The organism is Streptomyces sp. bgisy130, assembly GCF_057708345.1.
Map to the genome: position 1 here is coordinate 62,115 of NZ_JBYISA010000027.1, position 16,538 is coordinate 78,652.

The 16,538-nt window shown below is 70.6% G+C and carries 12 protein-coding genes; 4 read left to right on the forward strand and 8 right to left on the reverse strand.

The window, feature by feature from the left end; all coding sequences use genetic code 11:
* Positions 1–115 precede the first annotated feature (115 nt).
* Both typA and AC3EUV_RS28160 read right to left on the reverse strand, forming a co-directional pair.
* Entirely contained in the window at positions 116–2,020 is a 1,905-nt protein-coding gene (typA, locus tag AC3EUV_RS28155; protein WP_432145451.1) for a translational GTPase TypA, read from the reverse strand.
* A 184-nt stretch (positions 2,021–2,204) separates the two neighbouring features.
* Positions 2,205–4,586, reverse strand: coding sequence for an ABC transporter substrate-binding protein (locus AC3EUV_RS28160; RefSeq protein WP_435604161.1), 2,382 nt, complete (start codon positions 4,584–4,586; stop codon positions 2,205–2,207).
* Between the two features lie 407 nt (positions 4,587–4,993).
* Between AC3EUV_RS28160 and AC3EUV_RS28165 the strand changes: the two genes are divergently transcribed.
* From AC3EUV_RS28165 to AC3EUV_RS28180, 4 genes are all read left to right on the forward strand, one after another.
* The gene (locus AC3EUV_RS28165; protein ID WP_432145453.1) at positions 4,994–5,293 is read left to right on the forward strand and encodes a hypothetical protein; all 300 of its coding nucleotides are present in this window, start codon (positions 4,994–4,996) and stop codon (positions 5,291–5,293) included.
* A gap of 121 nt (positions 5,294–5,414) precedes the next feature.
* Positions 5,415–6,242 (forward strand): hypothetical protein, encoded by an 828-nt coding sequence (locus AC3EUV_RS28170; protein WP_432145454.1) that lies wholly within the window; start codon positions 5,415–5,417, stop codon positions 6,240–6,242.
* A gap of 34 nt (positions 6,243–6,276) precedes the next feature.
* Positions 6,277–8,235: a fumarate reductase/succinate dehydrogenase flavoprotein subunit gene (locus AC3EUV_RS28175; RefSeq protein WP_435604162.1), complete on the forward strand. Its 1,959-nt coding sequence runs from the start codon at positions 6,277–6,279 to the stop codon at positions 8,233–8,235.
* Positions 8,232–9,029: a succinate dehydrogenase/fumarate reductase iron-sulfur subunit gene (locus tag AC3EUV_RS28180; protein ID WP_432145456.1), complete on the forward strand. Its 798-nt coding sequence runs from the start codon at positions 8,232–8,234 to the stop codon at positions 9,027–9,029. Before AC3EUV_RS28175 ends, AC3EUV_RS28180 begins: the two co-directional genes overlap by 4 nt.
* Before the next feature lie 81 nt (positions 9,030–9,110).
* Here the strand turns inward: AC3EUV_RS28180 and AC3EUV_RS28185 are convergent, their stop codons facing one another.
* The 6 genes from AC3EUV_RS28185 to AC3EUV_RS28210 form a co-directional block, all read right to left on the reverse strand.
* The gene (locus AC3EUV_RS28185) at positions 9,111–11,783 is read right to left on the reverse strand and encodes a SpoIIE family protein phosphatase (protein WP_432145469.1); all 2,673 of its coding nucleotides are present in this window, start codon (positions 11,781–11,783) and stop codon (positions 9,111–9,113) included.
* Between the two features lie 171 nt (positions 11,784–11,954).
* Positions 11,955–12,416: an ATP-binding protein gene (locus AC3EUV_RS28190; RefSeq protein WP_432145470.1), complete on the reverse strand. Its 462-nt coding sequence runs from the start codon at positions 12,414–12,416 to the stop codon at positions 11,955–11,957.
* 270 nt (positions 12,417–12,686) lie between these two features.
* Complete coding sequence (locus tag AC3EUV_RS28195; protein ID WP_235465514.1) at positions 12,687–13,109, reverse strand: (deoxy)nucleoside triphosphate pyrophosphohydrolase; 423 nt, start codon at positions 13,107–13,109, stop codon at positions 12,687–12,689.
* A gap of 51 nt (positions 13,110–13,160) precedes the next feature.
* Entirely contained in the window at positions 13,161–13,340 is a 180-nt protein-coding gene (locus AC3EUV_RS28200) for an SPOR domain-containing protein (protein WP_018089368.1), read from the reverse strand.
* 241 nt (positions 13,341–13,581) lie between these two features.
* Positions 13,582–15,276, reverse strand: coding sequence for an APC family permease (locus tag AC3EUV_RS28205; protein ID WP_432145457.1), 1,695 nt, complete (start codon positions 15,274–15,276; stop codon positions 13,582–13,584).
* Between the two features lie 244 nt (positions 15,277–15,520).
* On the reverse strand, positions 15,521–16,273 hold the full coding sequence (locus AC3EUV_RS28210; RefSeq protein WP_432145458.1) for a GntR family transcriptional regulator: 753 nt from the start codon (positions 16,271–16,273) through the stop codon (positions 15,521–15,523).
* Between the last annotated feature and the right edge of the window lie 265 nt (positions 16,274–16,538).

Consider the following 16,538-nt stretch of genomic DNA (forward strand, 5'->3'; position numbering starts at 1 on the left):
CGCCCCCGGAGATCCCCCTATGGGAGGCACGGACCAGCCGGCCACCGACGACGAAGGGGCGCCCCTCGCACAGAGGGGCGCCCCATCGTTCCGGGCCGGGATACCGGCGGCAGCGTTACCGCTTCGCGCGGGAAGCCGTGCGGCCGCGCTCCTTCTGGTCCAGGACGACCTTGCGGATGCGCACGGCCTCCGGGGTCACCTCGACGCACTCGTCGTCGCGGCAGAACTCCAGGGACTGCTCCAGCGACAGCTTGCGCGGCGGCACGATCGCCTCGAACGAGTCGGCCGAGGAGGAGCGCATGTTGGTGAGCTTCTTCTCCTTGGTGATGTTCACGTCCATGTCGTCGGCGCGGGAGTTCTCGCCGACGATCATGCCCTCGTACACCTCGGTGCCGGGGTCGGTGAACAGCACACCGCGCTCCTGGAGGTTCGTCATCGCGAAGGCGGTGACGGCACCGGAGCGGTCGGCGACCAGGGAGCCGTTGTTACGGGTGGTGAGGGTGCCGAACCACGGCTCGTGGCCCTCGTGGATCGAGTGCGCGATACCGGTACCGCGGGTGTTGGTCAGGAACTCCGTACGGAAACCGATCAGACCGCGGGACGGGACGACGAACTCCATCCGGACCCAGCCGGAGCCGTGGTTGGACATGTTGTCCATCCGGCCCTTGCGGACACCCATCAGCTGGGTGACGGCGCCCATGTGCTCCTCGGGCACGTCGATGGTCATGCGCTCGACGGGCTCGTAGGTCTTGCCGTCGACCTGCTTGGTGACCACCTGCGGCTTGCCGATGGTCATCTCGAAGCCCTCACGGCGCATCTGCTCCACCAGGATGGCCAGCGCCAGCTCACCGCGGCCCTGCACCTCCCAGGCGTCGGGACGCTCGGTCTCCAGGACGCGCAGCGAGACGTTACCGATCAGCTCGCGCTCCAGGCGGTCCTTGACCTGGCGGGCGGTGACCTTGCGGTCCTTGACCGCGGTCTTGGCGTCCGCGCCCTTACCCGTGCCGCCCCGGCCGACCAGCGGCGAGGTGTTGGTACCGATGGTCATAGAGATCGCCGGCTCGTCGACCGTGATCAGCGGCAGCGCGACCGGGTTCTCCGGGTCCGCCAGCGTCTCGCCGATCATGATGTCGGGGATACCGGCGACCGCGCAGATGTCACCGGGGCCGGCCTTCTCGGCGGGCTTGCGGGTGAGCGCCTCGGTCATCATCAGCTCGGTGATGCGGACGTTGGCGATGGTGCCGTCCCGCTTGATCCAGGCGACGGACTGGCCCTTGGCCAGCTCACCCTGCTCGACGCGGAGCAGCGCGATACGGCCGAGGAAGTTGTCCGCGTCCAGGTTGGTGACGTGCGCCTGGAGCGGGGCGTCGGCGTCGTACTGGGGGGCCGGGACGGACTCCAGGAGCGTGGTGAAGAACGGCTCCAGGTTGGTGCTGTCGGCCGGGACGGTGCCGTCCGCCGGCTTGGTCAGCGAGGCCACGCCGTCACGGGCGCAGGCGTAGACGATCGGGAACTCGATCTGGTCCTCGTCCGCGTCCAGGTCCAGGAACAGGTCGTAGGTCTCGTTGACGACCTCGTCGATCCGGGAGTCGGGACGGTCGGTCTTGTTGATGCACAGGATGACCGGCATACGGGCCGCGAGGGCCTTGCGGAGCACGAAGCGGGTCTGCGGCAGCGGACCCTCGGAGGCGTCGACCAGCAGGACGACCGCGTCGACCATCGACAGACCGCGCTCGACCTCGCCACCGAAGTCGGCGTGGCCGGGGGTGTCGATGATGTTGATCGTGATCGGGTCCCCGCCGTCCTTGGGGTGATACTTCACCGCCGTGTTCTTGGCGAGGATCGTGATGCCCTTCTCACGCTCCAGGTCGTTGGAGTCCATCATCCGGTCGTCGAGCTTCTCGGCGGCGTGTTCGGCGAACGAACCGGCCTGCTTGAGCATGGCGTCGACGAGGGTGGTCTTCCCGTGGTCGACGTGGGCGACGATGGCGACGTTACGAATGTCGTGGCGGGTGGGCATACTGGCGGCGCTTCTCCCGGAATCGTGGGTGGCGACGCGTCCATTCGGTACGCGCGCCCGCCGGGCATAACGAAGCCACGGCCTCACCCCATCGTACGGGGCCGCGGCAGCATTGGCCGCCGCGGCCCGTACATATGCGCTATGACCTGCGGGTTCTTACCATTTATTCGCCCGCACTCCACCCCTACTTCTGGTAGCCGATGTCCTGGAAGCGGGGCGTGGCGAAGCCGAAGGCGCCGACGTTGGCGAGCGACTTCTTCGCGGCCACCAGCTCGGGCCGCTGGTAGAGCGGGATCGAACCGGCGGCCGCCCAGATCCGGGCGTCGGCCTGCGCCACCAGCGTGTGCGAGGCGCCCTCGTCCAGCTCGGAGGCGGCCTGGTCGAAGAGCTGGTCGATGTGGTCGGTGCCGACCCGGGTGTAGTTCTGCTCGACGGTCAGCGAGCCGTCGGGCGCGGGCTGCGGCTTGGCGTAGATCGGGCGGGCGTCGGTCGCCGGGTAGGCGGTGCCGGGCCAGGAGTACAGCGCCAGGTCGTAGTCACCGGAGGCGATGTGGTCCTGGAAGTAGCTGGCGTCGGAGACCCGCTGGAGGGAGGTCTGGACGCCGATCTTGCCGAGCATCGAGGCGATCCGCCGTCCGACGGTGCGCAGCTGCTCGGAGCCGGCGCCGTCGGGGAGCACGAAGCGCAGGGTGAGCGGCTTGCCGTTCTTTTTGACGGCGGCGATCCGGGACGTCTTGCCGTCGGCCGGCTGCGGTGCGGCCGCCGCGTCGGCGGCGCGCTCGACGGCGGCGTGCCGGGCACCCGGGTGCCCGCCGGACCCCGGCAGCGGCCCGGTCTGTCCGGTCTCGACCCGCTCGGCGGCACCGAGCGCCTCCGCCGCCCGCTTCTTGTACCGCTTGTACTTGGCGTACGCCGCGGACCCGGTGTCACCGTCCGCGTCGGCCTTCTCACTGGCGGCCGCCTGCTTGTAGAACGAGGCGCTCTGCCGCAGCAGGGCGGACTGCTGGACCTCCGAGCCGACCGCGCCGGTGAAGGACAGCGGGGCCTCGGCGGCGGCGGGCCGGTCGCCCCGGACGGGCGCACCGGCGTGGCCGCGGCCGGCCCGGGCCGGGTTGCGGTCGTCGGAGCCGTCCGGCCCGTCCTCCGCGGAGTCGTCCCGGTACCCGTCCTCGGCGTACCGGTCGTCGGGCTGCCCCTCGCCGTCCTCGTCCTGGTATCCGTCGGACGCCGGCGCGCCCGGATTCTCGCCGGCCTGCTGGTGGCCGGCGCCGTCGCTCTTCCAGCCGGCGTCCGCGAGCAGCGCCTTGGCCGCCCCGGAGTCCGGCTCGCCGAGCGCGGCGCTGTGGTCCGCGTAGCCGTACTGCCCGGCCATCAGCAGATGGCTGCCGAGCGGCTTGGAGGGCAGGTCGAGCGGCTTGAGGACGGTGTCCGCGAGCGCCTGCCGGTCCAGGGCACGGGCCACCGCCCGGCGCACCCGGTCGTCGGCCAGCGGCCCGCTGCTGCCGTTGAGGGCGAGCTGGGTGTAGGCGGGCTCCAGCGCCTTGCGGATGGTGTAGCCGCGCAGGGCGGTGTTCTCCGCCGCGGCGGCCCGGGCGCCGGTACGGGCGCCCTCGCCCTGCGGGCCCGCGTGGCCGTCGGCCGACGTCCTGGGCGAGCCGGAGGCGGCCGGTCCCCGGGCGGAGGCGACCCGCTTCGCGGCGACCTGGTCGACCGCGGCGACATCGACGCTCCCCTCGGCCAGTGCCGCGGCCCGCTTGTCGCCGGGCAGGGACTGCAACACGATCCGCTTGAGCTTGGCGCGGTCGCCCCACCACCCCGGGTTGCGGACGAGGACGACGCGCCCCTCCTTGGCGTCCCGCTGCTGGACGAGGAACGGGCCCGCGCCGACCTTCAGCTGCTCCCGGGCGCCGTCGTTGAAGGCGTTGGGGCTGCCCATCACGTTCTTCGGGTAAAGCGGCGTGAACAGGGACCGCCAGTCGGCATAGGGGCGGGCGAAGGTGACCTTGACCTCATGGGCGTTCGCACCCTGGGCGACCTTGCCGATCCGGTCGTAGCCGGCGTTACGGGCGGTCCAGTAGGCGTTGTTCTTGCCGCGCAGCGCGGTCCACTGGGCGACAAAGTCGGCGGCGGTGATCGCCGAACCGTCGCTCCAGCGCGCCTTGGGATTGATCTTGTAGGTGACGACCTGCTTGGGGTCCCGGCTGCTGACGTCCGCGGCATCGAGGAAATCGGCGTTGCGCTGCGGTCTGCCGCTCGCGTCGATGGTGAACATGCTGGGCAGCACCGCACCGGCGATCCGCGCGGTGGTCGCGTCGGCGTCGGACTGGAACGCGTTGAAGGTGCCGGGCATCGCATCGACGGCCCAGCGCAGGGTGCCGCCGCTCTTCAGGTCGCCGCGAGGTGCCGGGGCGATGTCCTGGGACGCCGCGACGGACGCCTCCCGGCCGTCTTCGCTGCATCCGGTCAGGGCCGGCAGCGGGAGCAGCACCCCCGCCGCGATGAGCGCGGCACAGCGGCGTCCGCGGCACACCGCGCGGCGGCCTGCAAGGTGATCGTGGTCGGTCATGACGGTTACCTCCGGGCTCGCCCGCGCCGCGCCGAGCACCGCCTGGGGCTGACCGGCGCACCACGTTCGGCCGACTTTGCGGCTCATCACATCTATGGCACCCCTACTGAAAGCGACCGCGCCCGGACCGGCAGTCCGACACGGCGGCCACCGCACCAAGGCCACCCGCCCGGCCCAACACGGGGCTCCCGGCGCGGGTCACGGCGGGGGTCGCGGGGGTGCCGGCCGCCGTCCGCCGCCGCCCGCTCTCGTAACGGCGTTCGACCTACGCCGGGGCGCATGGTTGCCGGAACGCACCGGTTCGAGTCGTAATCGCGTTGGACCCCTTCCCAACGCCTACTGTGACGCGCGACACTCTCGGGCGCATGAGATCGCCCACCACACCTTCAAAAGTGAGGGCACGTTATATGTCCCTACAGGACGCAATGACGGCGGTTGAGCGCAGCCTGGACGACCTGATCCGGTCGGTGGGAAAACTGGAGACGCAGCTCGGCGCCGGCCTGGACATCCGCCGGGTCCGTACGGACACCGACCATCTGCGCGAGAGTCTCACCCTGCTGAAGCAGAGCGTGGCGGCCGCTCCCCCCGCCCACCGGCGCACGCCCGAGGTCGAGATGGTGCCGATCTCCGACGCCCCCTACAACTCCGCGCTGTGGACCGACGCTCAGGACGAGGGACTCGGCTCCAGGCACGGCCACGCGCCGTAGGGGAAAACCCCTGGTGGAGGACCCCTAGGGGGTGGCTTCGCCCCACTCAGACCCCTACCCCGTTGCCGCCCCGGTGAAAGCATGGAGCATTCGGCCGGAGCGCCCTTCACGGAGACCGACGTTGGCCACTGGCACCGAACCCTCATCGCAAGCGGGCGCAACCGGCGTGCACGCCGCCTCGCGCGCCGCCATCCCCGCCCGTCATCTGCGCACCGACCGCTGGTGGCTGGCGCCGGCCTGCACCGCCGCCGGGCTGCTCGCGTTCATCGTCTACTCGACCTGGCGGGCCTTCGCGAACGCCGACTACTACGCCGCGCCCTATGTCTCGCCGTTCTACTCGCCCTGTCTGGCGGAGAACTGCCACACCATGCGCGGCGGCCCCAACTGGGAGGTCTTCGGCAGCTGGTGGGGCCTGTCCCCCGCCCTGCTGATCCTGATCTTCCCGCTGGGCTTCCGGCTGACCTGCTACTACTACCGCAAGGCCTACTACCGCGGCTTCTGGGCCTCGCCGCCGGCCTGCGCGGTCGCCGAACCGCACAAGAAGTACACCGGTGAGACCCGCTTCCCGCTGATCCTCCAGAACATCCACCGCTACTTCTTCTACTTCGCGGTGCTGGTGGCCGGCGTGCTGACCTACGACACCGCGCTGACCTTCCGTGACGAGAACTACGCCTGGGGCCACATGGGCCTGGGCACCCTCATCTTCCTCGTCAACATCGTGCTGATCTGGACGTACACCCTCTCCTGCCACTCCTGCCGGCACATCATCGGCGGCCGGCTGCGGCACTTCTCCAAGCACCCGGTGCGCTACCGGATGTGGGGCTGGGTCGGCAGGCTCAACGAGCGGCACATGCTGCTCGCCTGGTCCTCGCTGATCAGCGTGGCCGCCGCGGACTTCTATGTCTTCCTGCTGGCGAGCGGGGCGTTCACGGACCCGCGCTTCTTCTGACGACAACAACTCCTAAGGAAAGGTGTGCCCCCTGATGGCGCATGTGGACCGGCAGGCATGGGACGTGGTCGTGGTGGGCGCCGGCGGCGCCGGACTGCGGGCCGCGATCGAGGCCCGCGAAGCCGGTATGCGGACGGCCGTGATCTGCAAGTCCCTGTTCGGCAAGGCCCATACGGTGATGGCCGAGGGCGGGATCGCGGCCAGCATGGGCAACGCCAACGAGCATGACAACTGGCAGGTCCACTTCCGGGACACCATGCGCGGCGGCAAGTTCCTCAACCAGTGGCGGATGGCCGAGCTGCACGCCCGGGAGGCTCCCGACCGGGTGTGGGAGCTGGAGACCTGGGGCGCGCTCTTCGACCGCACCGCCGACGGCCGGATCTCCCAGCGCAACTTCGGCGGCCACGAGTATCCGCGGCTGGCGCATGTCGGCGACCGTACGGGCCTGGAGCTGATCCGCACCCTCCAGCAGAAGATCGTCTCGCTTCAGCAGGAGGACGAGAAGGAATTCGGCGCGTACGACGCCCGGTTGAAGGTCTTCCAGGAGTGCACGGTCACCCGGGTACTGAAGTCCCCCGACGGCGACCGGGTGTCCGGCGCCTTCTGCTACGAGCGGGAGTCCGGCCGCTTCTTCGTGCTGGAGGCGCCCGCGGTGGTGCTGGCCACCGGCGGGATCGGCAAGTCCTTCAAGGTGACCTCGAACTCCTGGGAGTACACCGGCGACGGCCATGCGCTGGCGCTGCTGGCCGGGGCGCCGCTGATCAACATGGAGTTCGTGCAGTTCCACCCCACCGGCATGGTCTGGCCGCCGTCCGTGAAAGGCATCCTCGTCACCGAATCCGTCCGCGGCGACGGCGGGGTGCTGCGCAACAGCGACGGCAAGCGCTTCATGTTCGACTACATCCCGGACGTCTTCAAGGAGAAGTACGCGGAGACCGAGGACGAGGGCGACCGCTGGTACGAGGACCCCGAGCACAACCGCCGCCCTCCCGAGCTGCTGCCCCGCGACGAGGTCGCGCGGGCCATCAACGCCGAGGTCAAGGCGGGCCGCGGCTCCCCGCACGGCGGTGTCTATCTGGATGTCTCCACCCGGATGCCGGCCGAGGTGATCAAGCGTCGGCTGCCCTCGATGCACCACCAGTTCAAGGAACTGGCCGATGTGGACATCACCGCCGAACCGATGGAGGTCGGCCCGACCTGTCACTACGTGATGGGCGGGGTGGACGTCGATCCGGACACCGCGGCGGCGACCGGGGTGCCCGGGCTCTTCGCGGCCGGTGAGGTGGCCGGCGGGATGCACGGCTCCAACCGGCTGGGCGGCAACTCGCTGTCCGATCTGCTGGTCTTCGGCCGGCGGGCCGGGCTGCACGCGGCCGAGTACGCGGCGTCGCAGGCCGACCGGCCGGTGCCCGATCCGGTCCAGATCGACGCGGCGGAGGCGGAGGCGCTGCGCCCGTTCAGCGCCGAGGACACCGAGGCCATCGGGGATACAGTGGGCGCCGGCCGGGTCCCGGCGGAGAACCCGTACACCCTGCACCAGGAGCTCCAGCAGGCGATGAACGACCTGGTCGGCATCATCCGCAGGGAGAGCGAGATGTTCGAGGCGCTCAAGCGGCTGGCCGATCTGCGGGTACGGGCCCGGCGGGCCGGCGTCGAGGGGCACCGGCAGTACAACCCGGGCTGGCATCTCTCGCTCGATCTGCGGAACATGCTGCTGGTCAGCGAGTGTGTGGCGCGGGCGGCGCTGGAGCGCGAGGAGAGCCGGGGCGGGCACACCCGCGACGATCATCCGGCGATGGACCGGCACTGGCGGCAGCTCAACCTGGTCTGTGAACTCGCCGATCCGCAGGGCGATTCCCGGGCCGCCGACCCGGCGCTGGGCCAGATCCGGCTGTCCCGCCGGGAGAACCCGCCGATCCGCCGCGATCTGCTGGAACTGTTCGAGAAGGACGAGCTGGCGAAGTATCTGACCGACGAGGAGCTGAGCCGGTGAGCCAGGCGCAGACAGAGCAGCAGTCCGGGAGCTACCAGGCGCACTTCCGGGTGTGGCGGGGCGACGCGGACGCCGGGGACCTGGCGGATTTCACCGTCGAGGTGCACGAGGGTGAGGTGGTGCTGGACATCGTGCACCGGCTCCAGGCGACCCAGGCGCCCGATCTCGCGGTGCGCTGGAACTGCAAGGCGGGCAAGTGCGGTTCGTGCAGCGCGGAGATCAACGGGCGGCCGCGGCTGATGTGTATGACCCGGATGTCGGTCTTCGAGCGTACGGAGACCCTCACGATCACCCCGCTGCGGGCCTTCCCGGTCGTCCGTGACCTGGTCACCGATGTGTCCTTCAACTACGCCAAGGCCCGCGAGATCCCGTCGTTCGTGCCGCCAGCGGAGCTGGCGCCCGGTGAGTACCGGATGCAGCAGGAGGACGTCGGCCGCTCGCAGGAGTTCCGTAAGTGCATCGAGTGCTTCCTGTGCCAGGACACCTGCCATGTGGTGCGTGACCACGAGGAGAACAAGGCGGCGTTCGCCGGTCCGCGCTTCCTGATGCGGATCGCCGAGCTCGATATGCACCCGCTGGACGCGGCGCCGGCGTCGGGGATCGACCGCAAGGCCACCGCGCAGGACGAGCACGGGCTGGGCTACTGCAACATCACCAAGTGCTGCACCGAGGTCTGCCCCGAGAACATCAAGATCACCGACAATGCGCTGATCCCGCTGAAGGAACGCGCCGCGGACCGTAAGTACGACCCGCTGGTGTGGCTCGGGAACAAGATCCGGCGCCGTACCGAATGATCCGGTAGCGGTGCGCGGGGGCCGGTGTCACCGCCGGCCCCCGCGCCGTGTCCGCCCGGGTCTCAGAACAGGCTCAGCCTCTCAGAACAGGCTCAGCAGGGCCTCCGCCGGATCCACCGCCGTCGACTCCCCGTCGGGCAGGGCGAGTTCGAACCACACGGTCTTGCCGCGCGGGGTACGGCGGCTGCCCCAGCCCTCGCTCAGCAGCCCGACCAGCTGGAGTCCGCGGCCGCCCTCGTCGGTGTCGCGGGCGCGGCGGCGGCGCGGCTGGGCGAGGTCGGCGTCCCAGACCTCGCAGACCAGCGAGCGGTCCAGCAGCAGACGCAGCCGGATCTCGCCGTGGCCGTGCCGCAGTGCGTTGGTCACCAGCTCGCTGACCAGCAGCTCCGTGGTGTCGACCAGGTCCTGGAGGCCCCAGTCCGTGAGCTGGTCGCGGGCCAGCTCCCGGGCGCGGGCCACCGAACGCGCCTCCGGCGCCAGATTCCAGTCGCCCACCGCGTCCTTGGGCAACCCCTGCACCCGCGCCATCAGCAGCGCGATGTCGTCCTCGCCGTGCGAGGTGTCCAGGGCGTTGAGGACGTGGTCGCAGGCGTCCTCCAGCGGGCGGTCGGCGCCCGAGAGGGCCGTACGGAACGCCCGCAGCCCCTCGTCCAGCGGATGGTGGCGGGACTCCACCAGGCCGTCGGTGTAGAGCGCCAGCAGCGCACCGTCCGGCAGCTCGACCTCGATCTCCTCGAACGGTTCCCCGCCGACGCCCAGCGGCATCCCCGGGGGGACGTCGAGCAGCAGCGCGTCCTCGCCGTCCTCGACCAGCACCGGCGGCAGATGCCCGGCGTTGGCGATCGTGCAGCGCCGGGTGACCGGGTCGTAGACGGCGTAGACGCAGGTGGCGAGGTAGACCTCGGAGAGATCGGCGGTACGGGCGGAGCGCCCCGTCTCGGGCGCGGGCTCGGCGGCTCCGGACCGGCCGCGGGCGGACCGGGACTGGGACCGGCCGTTGCCGTCGCCGCCGAGCCCGCGGGCGATCTCGTCCAGCGCCGAGAGCACCTCGGCCGGTTCCAGGTCCAGCAGCGCCAGCGTGCGGACGGCGGTGCGCAGTTCGCCCATGGCCACGGCGGCGCGCAGTCCGCGCCCCATGACGTCGCCGACGACCAGGGCCGTGCGGTGGCCGGGGAGTTCGATGACATCGAACCAGTCGCCGCCGACCTCGGTGGCGGTGGTGCCGGGCAGATAGCGGCAGGCGATGTCCAGGCCGGCCGCCTCCGGGTCGCCGGGCGGCAGCAGACTGCGCTGCAATATCAGCGCGCGTTCGTGCTCCCGGCGGTAGAGGCGGGCGTTGTCGATACAGACCGCGGCGCGCGCGGCCAGCTCGACGGCGAGCGCGGTGTCGCGCTCCCCGAACGGCTCGCTGCCCTTCGTACGGGAGAACTGCACCAGCCCGACGACGGTGTCCCTGGCGACCATCGGCACGGCGAGGGTGGAGTGCACCACCGCGCCCAGCTCCGGCCCGTCGTCGCTCTCCCGGCCCGGGATGATCTGCGCGCGGGCGGTCCGCAGGGCGGCCGCGCAGGGGGAGTTGAAGGGGTAGCGGTGGACGGCGCCGACCGCGACCGGGCCGGGCGCGTCGCCCAGGACACCGGGGGCGGTGGCGAGCGGGGCGTCCGAGACGGCGCTGGCGAAGGCGACCCGGCGCAGTTCGGCGCTGCCGTCGCTGGTGCCGGGCGGGGCCTCGTCACCGGAGAGCAGGCCCTGGTAGAGGTCCACCGAGGCCAGATCGCAGAACTGCGGGACGGCGACGTCCAGCAGCGTGCGGGCGGTGGTCTCCAGGTCGAGGGAGTTGCCTATCCGGGCGCCGGCCTCGTTGAGCAGGGCGAGGTTACGGCGGGCGTTGGCGGCCTCGCGCTCGGCCCGGCGCCGGCCGGTGACATCGGCGGCCAGCGCCGCGACGCCGATGGGGCGGCCGCTGGCGCCGTGCAGCCGGTAGAGCGACACCGACCAGCGGCGGCGGTCCTCGTCGCCGGAGGCCAGGCCGACCAGTTGCATCTCGGCGACCGGCTCGCCGGTGTCCAGGACGCGGCGCAGCGCGGCGGTCATCCGCTCGGCCTCGGACCGGGGCAGGAAGTCGTGCGGACCGCAGCCGCGGTACTTGCTCGCCGGGCCGCCGAAGACCGAGGCGAACCGTTCGTTGACCCGCAGCAGCTTCAGGTCCGTGCCGAACAGGGTGAAACCCATGGGAGATTGACCGAAAACGGCCTGTGAGGCGGCGAGGTCGGTTTCGATGCCGCGCAGCGCCCGGACATCGACGACCAGGCAGACCGCGGCGCGTTCACCGTCCTCGTTGCGGGACGGCATCACATAGATCTCGGCGAGGCCGTCGGCCGCGCCGTTCGTTTCCCTGCGGTAGGGCACCAGGCCGGTCCACTCCCGGCCGTCGAGTATCTCGGACACCTTGCGGTGCCCGGTCTCCCGCAACTCCCGTGGGACGAACGCCTCTACGGGGTCCTTGCCGAGCGCGTAACGGGCGGGGATGCCGAGCATCTGCTCCGCGCGCTCGCTCCACTGCTCGATCCGCCCGTCGGGGCCGAGCGAGAAGGAGGCCACCCGGATGTAGTCGTAGATCGATCCGGGCCGGCTGCTCTGCCATACGGGCGGACCGGGCAGTTCGCGCAGGGGCGGATGGCCACCTGGGTCGCCGGGGCTGTCCGCACCGCCCTGACCTTCGGCCTGCGCGGGTTCTGCCCCGCCAGATGACATCTTGCTCACGAGCCCCGTCCCCTCCAGCTCATCGTGCCCGGACCGGACCAGCTCGAGTATCCAATACCCCGGCTATCCGGAACACGGTCTTCACGATCACAGCACAGTCTCGATCGCAGCTCATCGACGGAATGTCGATGAGATGGCAACGATCAGGACTTCATCTGTCTCCTAACCAGCCACCGACAGCTCGAACCACACTGTCTTACCGCTCTTTCCGCGCCGGGTCCCCCAACGTCGCGAACTGCATGCGACCAGCTGCAATCCACGGCCTCCCTCGTCATCGGGAGCGGCGTCACGCTCCCGCGGCGGGTCGGGCAGCGGATCGGAGACCTCGACGAGCAGCCCGTCGGCGCTGAGCAGCACCATACGGACGCCGATGGGGCCGCTCGCATGGCGCAGGGAGTTGGTGACGAGCTCGCTGACGAGTAGTACGGCCATATCGGCGGCGCCGTTCAGGCCCCAGTCGTCCATGACCCGCCGGACGGCCGTGCGGGCGGTGCGCACCGCTCCGGGGTCGGCCGGAAAGCTCCATTCAGCGGTGGCTGCGCCGGCGGCCTTGCTGCGCCTGCGAGCGCTGCCGGAGCCGGGCCCAGGGACGCCTGCCGCTGCGCTGTCGCTCACGCCGATCACATCCCAGCCCGATGGCATCCCCGTCGTCTTGTGTGCGTCGATGGGGTCAATCTGGACATACCCGGTATCCCGCCCCGCATATCGCCTAGGGCGGTGCACTGTGGCACAAATGAAACATATTGCGGGGCTGGTACTCCGAGTGGCGGGCGAGGCCGGATGCCGGCGGGCCGGGTGTACGCGGGCAGGACGCGAACAGGGGCCGGGCAGGGCGCAGGAAGGGATGGGCAGAGCGCAGGCAGAGGCGGGCAGGGCGGGGCCGGCTGCGGCTCGTTACCGCCGTACGCCCGTCGCCCCGGCCGGGGTCGCCAGCCGGCGCATCGCCTCGGCGACCGCCGGGCGGTCCTGGTCCAGCCAGTCGACCTGGTTCTCCTCGCCGGGCAGCAGCCAGCGCAGTTCGTCATGGTCCTGGAGCGGCCGCGGCTCCCCGGACAGCAGACGGGCCGTCCACACCTGAAGGACATAGCCGGGTCGCAGTATCCACTCGCCCGGAATCCGCTCCAGGGCCGCGGCCTCGACACCCAGCTCCTCGCGCAGCTCCCGCTCCAGCGCCTGCTCGGGTGTCTCGTCGTCCTCCACCTTGCCGCCGGGCAGCTCCCAGCGGCCGGCCAGCGCGGGCGGTGCGCTGCGCCGTGCGGCCAGCAGCCGCCCGCGCTCGCACACCGCTCCGCCCACCACTACGCGCACGGTCGTCATGCGCGGCAGCCTACGTCCCCCGCCCTGGTCCCGCTTCCCGCCCGTCGCCGCTCAGGTCGCCGCGCGGTCGGCCTTCTCGACCACGTAGAGCTGCTGGCGGCCGCGCGTCTCCAACCGGTCGGCCACCCGCTCCGCCTCCGCTCGGGTGGCATACCGGCCCACGCGATAGCGGTTGCCCCCTTCGTCCTGGCGGATGACGAGCCAGGGGAGCACGGCTCCACCCTCAGTCATTGCGCCCCTCCGTCCGCCGGATAGCGCGCCGTCACGCGCTCCTGGTCTGCTGATGCCGAAATCGCAATCCGCATATGCCCGAGCGTACGCCCGACCTTCACTCAGCGGATATGGATTTACACAAAGAGGTACCGAACCGGCCACCCGCGGGCCCCGGCGAACCGGAAGCGGCCTGCGAGTGGCCGGTGGGGCCCGAGGGGCTCGGGCGTGTGTATCGGCGCCGACGGCGCGGGAGCGGGGCTCAGGCCCCGACGGAGACCTTGTCCCCTTCGGTCTCCTCGGCCGCTTCGGCCTCTTCCGCCGCGCGGATCTCGGCCTCGGCCTGCACCAGCGTCGGGTTGCGCCAGGAACTGCGCACGCCCCAGTAGTAGAAGGCCAGTCCGATCAGGGCGACCAGGGCGAGGTCCCAGCCCTCGGGCAGATAGCCCTTACCGCCGAACTCCTTGCCGCCCATGTACGAGACCGCGGCCATGACCAGCAGATACGCCACCATCCAGGCACCGGCCTTCAGATGCGGGCGCAGCGCGGCCCACGGCTTGCGGCCCTGGGTCAGCGGCTTGCCGATCTCGTACCAGGCCCAGACCGGGAGTCCGACGGCCATGATCAGGATGACCTTGCCGGTGAGCGGCCAGCGGCCCCAGTACAGGACCAGCGAGCCGAAGATCATCGCGATCGGCGCGATCACCGGCATCGCCTTCAGCTGCACCGGGCGCTTGAGGTCCGGCGAGACGCGGCGCAGCGACATCACCGCGACCGGGCCGGTGATGTACGAGATGACCGTGGCCACCGAGACGATCTCGGCGAGCGAGCCCCAGCCGCGGAAGACGGCGAGGAACAGGAAGGCGATCACGAGGTTGAGCAGCAGCGCCGGGCGCGGCACACCGGTCTTCTTGTCCACCTTGCCGAAGATGCCCGGCAGATGGCCGTTCTCCTGCACACCGTGGATCATGCGGGAGGTGGTGGCCGCGTAGATCATGCCGGTGCCGGACGGCGAGACAAAGGCGTCCGCGTACAGCAGCAGCGCCAGCCAGTTCAGGCCCCAGGCGATGGCGAGGTCGGCGAGCGGCGAGTTGAAGCCGAGACCGGCCCAGCCGCCGCCGGCGGCCAGCTTGTCGCCGGGCACCGCCATCAGGAACGCGACCTGGAGCGCGACATAGATGACCAGCGCGATCACGATCGACCAGATGACGGCCTTGGGCAGCGACTTGCCGGGGTTACGGGCCTCGGCGGCGAGGTTCAGCGGGGACTGGAAGCCGTTGTAGGCCCAGACGATGCCGGAGACGGCCACCGCGGTGAAGACCGAGCTCCAGCCGTTGGGCGTGAAGCCGCCGTGGTGAACGATGTTGCCGGTGTCGAAGTGCGCCAGCATCAGCGCGCCCGCGGTCATGGCCGGGACGACGACCTTGAAGACCGTGATCGCGGTGTTGGTCTTCGCGAACAGCGAGATCGCGAACCAGTTGAGGAAGAAGTAGAAGATCAGCAGCACGCTGGCGAGCCCGACACCGGTGCCGGTCAGCTCCTTGCCGTCGTACAGCGCCTGCGCCCAGCCGAAGTCCCAGGAACTCATGTACTGGACGGAGGCGGTGGCCTCACCCGGGATGACCGAGACGATCGCGATCCAGTTCGCCCAGGCCGCGAGGTAGCCGGCGAGCGAGCCGTGGGAGTACTGGCCGTAGCGGACCATGCCGCCGGCCTTGGGGAACATCGAGCCGAGCTCGGTGTAGGTGAGGGCGATCGTCAGAGCGACCAGCGCTCCGATGATCCAGGCGAGGATCGCGGCGGGGCCGGCGATGGCGGCGGCCCGCTCGGCTCCGAAGAGCCAGCCGGAACCGATGATGGACCCGAGACCAGTGGCGGTCAGGGCGATGGTCCCGAGGGACCGACGGTAGTTCGAGTGCGCGCCCTGCTCCGCACTCGGGGTCTTCGTCGAGCTCACGTGCTGGTCTCCTGGTCTTCCCCCGTGCCGTGCACAAACTTCGCCATCGTAAGAGCGAATCGGACGGTCGACTTCCCCCACTCGGCCAAAAATCGCGCCCAGTTGAACGTCTGTGGGGTATCCCACACCGGGTTGCGGGCGGTATTTGCCAAGAAAGTGGGCGAAATGGGGCGCGAACCTGAGAACCAAAGGCGCGCTGTACGCGTCTAGGCGACACACACAGGGCACCGAACCACCACACCATCTACTTCACAGGCAGGTGGTAGGCGACCCGATAGCGGTCCGCGAGGGTGACGACATCGGCCGTCTCGACCGGCCGGCCGCCCGCGAAATACGTCCGGGAGACGACCAGCACCGCATGCCCCGGCACCCCTCCCAGCGTCATCGCCTCCTCCGCCAGCGACGGCCGCGCACCGACCTCCTCGACGACGTTGTCCACCACCACATCGATGGCCGCCATCCGCTCGACCACCCCGCGGCCCGCCAGCGGCCCCTCCTCCGGCAGCATCACCGGCGTCCGCCCGGTCACCTCCAGGGGCTCCCACGAGGTCGAGAGCATCGACGGCTCGCCCTCCGCCCGGAAGACATAGCGCGTACGCATCACCTTGGCCCCGTGCGGGATGCGCAGCCGGGCGGCGATCACCGAACCGGCCGCCTCCTGCTCGCTGCTGGACTCCCAGGTGCCGCGCACCCGCTCGTCCGTCTGCTCCTGCCGGAAGGGCGTACAGCCACCGGCGGAATGGAAGCCGACGCGGGCGATACGGCGCGGAACGGGCTGTTCGCGCACATAGGTCCCCGACCCCGAGCGGCCCTCGACCAGCCCCTCGGCCATCAGGACCTTGCGCGCCTCCAGGGCGACGGTGTCCGAGACGCCGTACTCCTCGCGGATGCGCGCCTGGGAGGGAAGGCGGGTGTGCGGGGGCAGCACCCCATCGACGATCTTCTGGCGCAGGTCGCCGGCGACGCGGAGGTACGCGGGCTGCTCACCGAAAGGCACATGCCCCTCCCAACAGCTTGACAGTCAGCAACAGCGTGGCAACCGCGTGTTGCCGACCGCAACCTTGGGCCAGATGTTCACCTGATGTGATGAATCCCAGCTCAGCAGGTGTATGAGGCGAGATCAGGCTCCACCAGGCCCCGCATCCCCACCCCGCGCCACCCCACTGGTTCTTTCCACCCGGGTGGACGCGACCCATACATGTCACGATCGAAACGGGACCACGTTCGAAGGACACGTCCGAAACGGCATACCGGACACGGCA

What these genes read in the sequence shown, in the direction of transcription:
- AC3EUV_RS28185 (WP_432145469.1), bottom strand. Translation starts at nt 11,783, where the DNA reads ATGTCATCTGGCGGGGCAGAACCCGCGCAGGCCGAAGGTCAGGGCGGT.
- AC3EUV_RS28160 (WP_435604161.1), bottom strand. Translation starts at nt 4,586, where the DNA reads ATGACCGACCACGATCACCTTGCAGGCCGCCGCGCGGTGTGCCGCGGA.
- typA (WP_432145451.1), bottom strand. Translation starts at nt 2,020, where the DNA reads ATGCCCACCCGCCACGACATTCGTAACGTCGCCATCGTCGCCCACGTC.
- AC3EUV_RS28200 (WP_018089368.1), bottom strand. Translation starts at nt 13,340, where the DNA reads ATGACTGAGGGTGGAGCCGTGCTCCCCTGGCTCGTCATCCGCCAGGAC.
- AC3EUV_RS28165 (WP_432145453.1), top strand. Translation starts at nt 4,994, where the DNA reads ATGTCCCTACAGGACGCAATGACGGCGGTTGAGCGCAGCCTGGACGAC.
- AC3EUV_RS28175 (WP_435604162.1), top strand. Translation starts at nt 6,277, where the DNA reads ATGGCGCATGTGGACCGGCAGGCATGGGACGTGGTCGTGGTGGGCGCC.
- AC3EUV_RS28195 (WP_235465514.1), bottom strand. Translation starts at nt 13,109, where the DNA reads ATGACGACCGTGCGCGTAGTGGTGGGCGGAGCGGTGTGCGAGCGCGGG.